This window comes from Rhizobacter sp. P1_G5, assembly GCF_056405435.1.
Window position 1 is genome coordinate 1 of record NZ_JBFUCB010001079.1, and the last position, 972, is coordinate 972.

1 protein-coding gene is annotated in these 972 nt (G+C 72.5%); it reads right to left on the minus strand.

Going from position 1 to position 972, the window contains the following annotated elements:
- Positions 1–86 precede the first annotated feature (86 nt).
- Positions 87–972, minus strand: an 886-nt coding sequence (locus AC1D12_RS34140) for a GGDEF domain-containing protein (RefSeq protein ID WP_477845495.1), incomplete at its 5' end; no start/stop codon positions are given.

Genomic DNA, 972 nt, shown 5'->3' on the forward strand with positions numbered 1-972 from the left:
CGATCCCCCGAGGGGGATGCGGGCCGGCAAGGTCCACGAGTGGGCCTCTTCGTGGCCCTTGGCGGCCCGGCGCTCGGCCCGCTGCGTCAGGGCGTGACGCTGCCGGCCGGCATCACCGGCGCGGGTGCGTCGGCGGCTGAGGCGCCGCGCGACACCGGAACACCCGCCGCGCCGCCGATGCGCGCCACGCAGCGGTTGCGGCCGCCCCGCTTGGCTTCGTAGAGCGCTTCGTCGGCGCGCCGCAGCACGCTGCTGACGGTGTCGCCGCTCTCGGCGAGCGTGACGCCGATGCTGATCGTGATGTTGCGGTCGGGCAGCCAGCGCGACACGTCCAGCCCGGCCACCTTCATGCGCAGCCGCTCGGCCGCGGCGATCGCGGTGTCGATGTCGACCTCGGGCAGCACGACGATGAACTCCTCGCCGCCCAGCCGGCCCAGCTCGACCGGCTCGCGCCCGCCATCGCGCAGCACGCTGGCGATCGCGCGCAGGATGTCGTCGCCGACCAGGTGGCCGTGCTCGTCGTTGATCATCTTGAAGAAGTCGAGGTCGACGATCAGCAGCGCGCAGGCCCGGCCGTCCGCCAGCATCGCCTGCAGCGTGCCCAGCACGTGGCGGCGGTTCGGCAGGTGCGTCAGCTCGTCGGTCATCGCGAGGTCCTGCATGCGGTGGCTGGTGCGGCGATGGCGCCAGACCAGCACGCCCATCACCGCCACCAGCAGCGCGGCCAGCGCGATCACCACCGCGCGCAGCGCACTGGCGCGGCGCTCCTGGTCGAGCGCACGCTCGGTGGCCGCCTTCTCGCGCATCAGCAGCTGGTTCTCCTTGTCCTTGGCGGCGCTGTCGAACTCGACCTTCAGCGTCGCGAAACGCTGGTCGAGCTGGCGGTGCAGCAGCTCGTCGGAGACGGCCTTGTACTTCTGCTGCTGCTCGAAGGCACCGCGCCAGTCGCCCTGGTCGGACAGCGTCGTCGCC